4 protein-coding genes are annotated in these 3,567 nt (G+C 34.9%); 2 read left to right on the top strand and 2 right to left on the bottom strand.

Translation table 11 applies throughout. The annotated features are described in order from the left end of the window. Window positions 1-65: 65 nt before the first annotated feature. Both I4641_RS10525 and I4641_RS10520 read left to right on the top strand, forming a co-directional pair. The gene (locus I4641_RS10525) at window positions 66-263 is read left to right on the top strand and encodes a DUF554 family protein (RefSeq protein WP_229640475.1); all 198 of its coding nucleotides are present in this window, start codon (window positions 66-68) and stop codon (window positions 261-263) included. 137 nt (window positions 264-400) lie between these two features. Beyond that, entirely contained in the window at window positions 401-1,417 is a 1,017-nt protein-coding gene (locus tag I4641_RS10520) for a tetratricopeptide repeat protein (RefSeq protein ID WP_229640474.1), read from the top strand. A 739-nt stretch (window positions 1,418-2,156) separates the two neighbouring features. Here I4641_RS10520 and map read toward each other — a convergent pair. Further along, window positions 2,157-2,933, bottom strand: coding sequence for a type I methionyl aminopeptidase (gene map / locus I4641_RS10515; RefSeq protein WP_229640473.1), 777 nt, complete (start codon window positions 2,931-2,933; stop codon window positions 2,157-2,159). Window positions 2,934-3,144: 211 nt separating this feature from the next. After that, window positions 3,145-3,567: hypothetical protein (locus tag I4641_RS10510; RefSeq protein ID WP_229640472.1), on the bottom strand; the 423-nt coding region annotated here is incomplete at its 5' end.

Here is a 3,567-nt window from a genome sequence, read left to right as displayed (position 1 = left end):
TTCACTCACTCTTTTTTGATTTTGAGTGAGGTTGTTTTCCGTGTCAATTTTTAGGGGGGAAGTGAATGGTTACCTCTGTGTTAGTAGGCACTAGCGTACCCGATGCCGAAAATAGTCCTTATTTATTAATAATTACGGGGGTTGGTGGCTTGATGATTATGGCAATTGGCTGCAATTTATTAGAACTAGTTAAAATTCGCGTTGGTTCATTTTTACCAGCGATCGCGATCGCACCTTTGATTTATTTTTTATTTAGTTACTAATAATATTTGGCAAAGAAATCAATTCTCTATCCAAGTAGACTGGCGAAAAGATAATTTGTAAAATAAATGTGGATAGTTAAACGCTATTCAAATACCATTGATAGCTCAAAAATCGGCGATCGCCAAATTATCAGAATATGTTTGTAGAATTGAATCAGATTATCGAACAAGATCCTGATAATATCGAGGCTTATTATCGCAGGAGCGAACTTTATTTCAGCCAAGAAAATTATAATGCTGGAATCAACGACTTAGATGCTATTTTACAGCGCGAACCCAATGCTACTTTGGCTTATATGTTTCGCGGTTATGCTCGCGGGAAACTAGGAAGCTACCACGAGGCAATTTCTGACTATACTGCTGCCATTGACCTTTATCCTAATTATGCCAAAGCTTATTACAATCGCGGTACTATCTACGATAGATTAGAGCAAGATCTCCAGGCGATCGCCGATTACGACAGGGCAATTGCAATTCAACCCGATTATGCAGAAGCTTATTATAATCGCGGTATCCTTCGCAACAAATTGGAGCTATATATAGAAGCAATTTCCGACTATACTCAAGTGATTCGTCTTAATCCTCAAGATGGAGAAGCTTACTACAATCGAGCCAATACCTATAATAAAATTAAACAGTATGCTTCTGCCTTAGACGACTACGAACGGGCGATCGAGATTAATCCCCAAGATTTAGAAGCCTATTACAATCGGGCTAACGTTTATCATAAAACTAAAATCTACTCTAAAGCGATCGCCGATTACACTCAAGTAATTAAATGCAATGCTCGTCATGCACCTACATATTACAACAGGGGTACGACTTATTTAGCCGATCTGCAATATGAAGAGGCGATCGCTGATTTTTCCCAAGCAATTAAACTCAACCCAAATTATGCAGAAGCTTATTATAATCGAGCGATCGCCCACAACAAAGTTCAAAAATATCAACAGGCGATCGTTGATCATCAAGCTGCAATTGACTTAAAAAGCGATTATGCAGAAGCCTATGGTAATTTAGGCTTGGTATATCAGACTTTAGGTAAAAAACCTCAAGCAGTTGAAAATTTACAACAAGCTGCAAAACTATTCCAACAGCAAAATAACCAAGCACTATATCAATACGTATCTAAAAAACTGCAAACACTTCAGTAAGTATTGTTTGCTCTGATTCGATTAAAAGAGTATGTAATCTTTTAATCAAATCATAAAGCTAATTATTAACAATACTTTATACATTATAGATTTTCAAGTTCTATAATAAAAATATAAAGTACGTGTAAAGTTTGACTCAGGAATATAATCGCACGACAAATTAAAGTATTACTATTGACCGATTAACAAGTACTTTTTAAAAGATAAATTTATATTTAATAGCTAGTTCAAGAACTCTATTAGTTACCGAAAAGATTAGGGATTGTTAATTAGTTTTAAACAGCTAAATTAGCTAAGTTTTAACACTAGTTTTTTATAAATGCTTCTATTACTGACAATAAAGCATTTCAAGTTTGTCAATATAATATACTAAGGTTGAACGTTATCATGAATACTTATGCTTTCTGTCCCTGTTGTTCTGGAAAATTAATTCATCATATAAGCCATCATAGAGATTATTGGTTTTGTAGATCTTGCTGGCAAGAAATGCCATTGATAGATATCAAAAAAGTTGTGGTAGATAGCTGCAATAATAATCCGAAAAAAAGCAAATCTCTCTCTTGTCTATCTCAATTAAGAACTGCGATCGGATAGTTTGAATCGATTCAAACTTTACTATAAATTTCTTCTTTTTAAAATCCAATAACATCCCTAATAAAATTGCTTCTCGTATTTTGAGAAGCAACGGTCAAACTGTATAAGTCGTCACCAAAATTCAAAATATTTGGCAAAGATTAGCCTATTTAGGCAAAGTCAAAATATCTACCCCATCTGGAGTAACTGCGACAGTATGTTCAAATTGAGCAGAAAGTTTGCCATCCTTGGTAATTGCTGTCCAACCATCATCTAACATCACCGCTTCCCAAGTTCCTTCATTGATCATCGGTTCAATCGTAAAAACCATTCCTGGTTTCATTTTCTTTTTTTGTCTGGGATCGTAATAGTGGGGAATTTGAGGTGCAGTATGAAAAATATGACTGACTCCATGACCGACAAAATCTCTAACTACAGAAAAACCCTGTTGTTCGGCGTATTCTTGAATTGCTGCACCAATATCATTAATTCTTGCACCTGGTTTGACTTCTGCAATACCTCTGCGCAAACATTCTTCCGTGACTTCTACTAATTTTTTGGCTTTTGCCGAAGGAGTTCCCACAAAAAAAGTTTTAGAAGTATCACCATGATAGCCATCTACAATCGGAGTGACATCAATGTTAATAATATCGCCATCTTTTAATATTTGTTTAGCGTTGGGAATGCCATGACAAATCACCTCATTGACGCTAGTACAAAGAGAACCAGTAAAAGGATTATCTTTAGGACCATATCCTAAAGGTGCGCTAATTGCTCCTTTTTCTTGAGTCCATTTTTCGGCTGCATCGTTAATTTCTAGGGTACTTACTCCAGGTTTTACCATTGGGGTCAAAAAATCGAGCAATTCTGCGGCTAAAGCCCCTGCTCGTCGCATTTTCTCGATTTCTCGACTAGAGAGTAAAGTAATTTGTTCGCTTCCCATTTCTATATTTATTGTGCTGAATTGTTGCTATGGAGATTTATTCCGTTTAATTAGTTTATCAATTCTTAAGCTGGGAATTACAACACCTTAAAAGTGAAGTCAAAAATTGAGAGTAATTGAAAAAAATGCCAAAGTGATCGCAAAAAAAAGACCTAGAATAACTCTAAATCTTTTTTTGTATTTTGATCGATTTAATCAAATTAAACTAGAACTAGTTATTAATTTGGTTTTCTTGATATATTTCATTTAATTCATCACTTTCTTCTTCTAACCCATCTTTTTGTACGGAACTCAACAAATCATTTAATTCTTCTAATGATTCGTCAGAAATTTGATTCAAACTATCAATTTTTTTCTCAACAGATTCTAATGCTTCATCAGAATTCAACTCGAAGATATTCTCCTCAAATTCCGATCGATTTTCATTATTTGAGACTTCAGCAAAATCTTCTGAGAAAGAAACAGAAGATTCTTCCATGCTTTGTAATTCTTGAGTTGATAAAGATCCATTATCAACCAGTTTTTCTACCATAGCGATCTCTCTAATTAAATCAGAAAATTCCTCATCATCGGTAGCACCAGGAGATTCTAGACTAAACTCTTGAGAGGGTTCGCTTTCCTCGGCAAATCCCAT

Source organism: Waterburya agarophytonicola KI4, assembly GCF_020640915.1.
In the GTDB taxonomy this organism is placed as follows: domain Bacteria; phylum Cyanobacteriota; class Cyanobacteriia; order Cyanobacteriales; family Xenococcaceae; genus Waterburya; species Waterburya agarophytonicola.
This window is presented reverse-complemented; position numbering and strand designations above follow the sequence as displayed.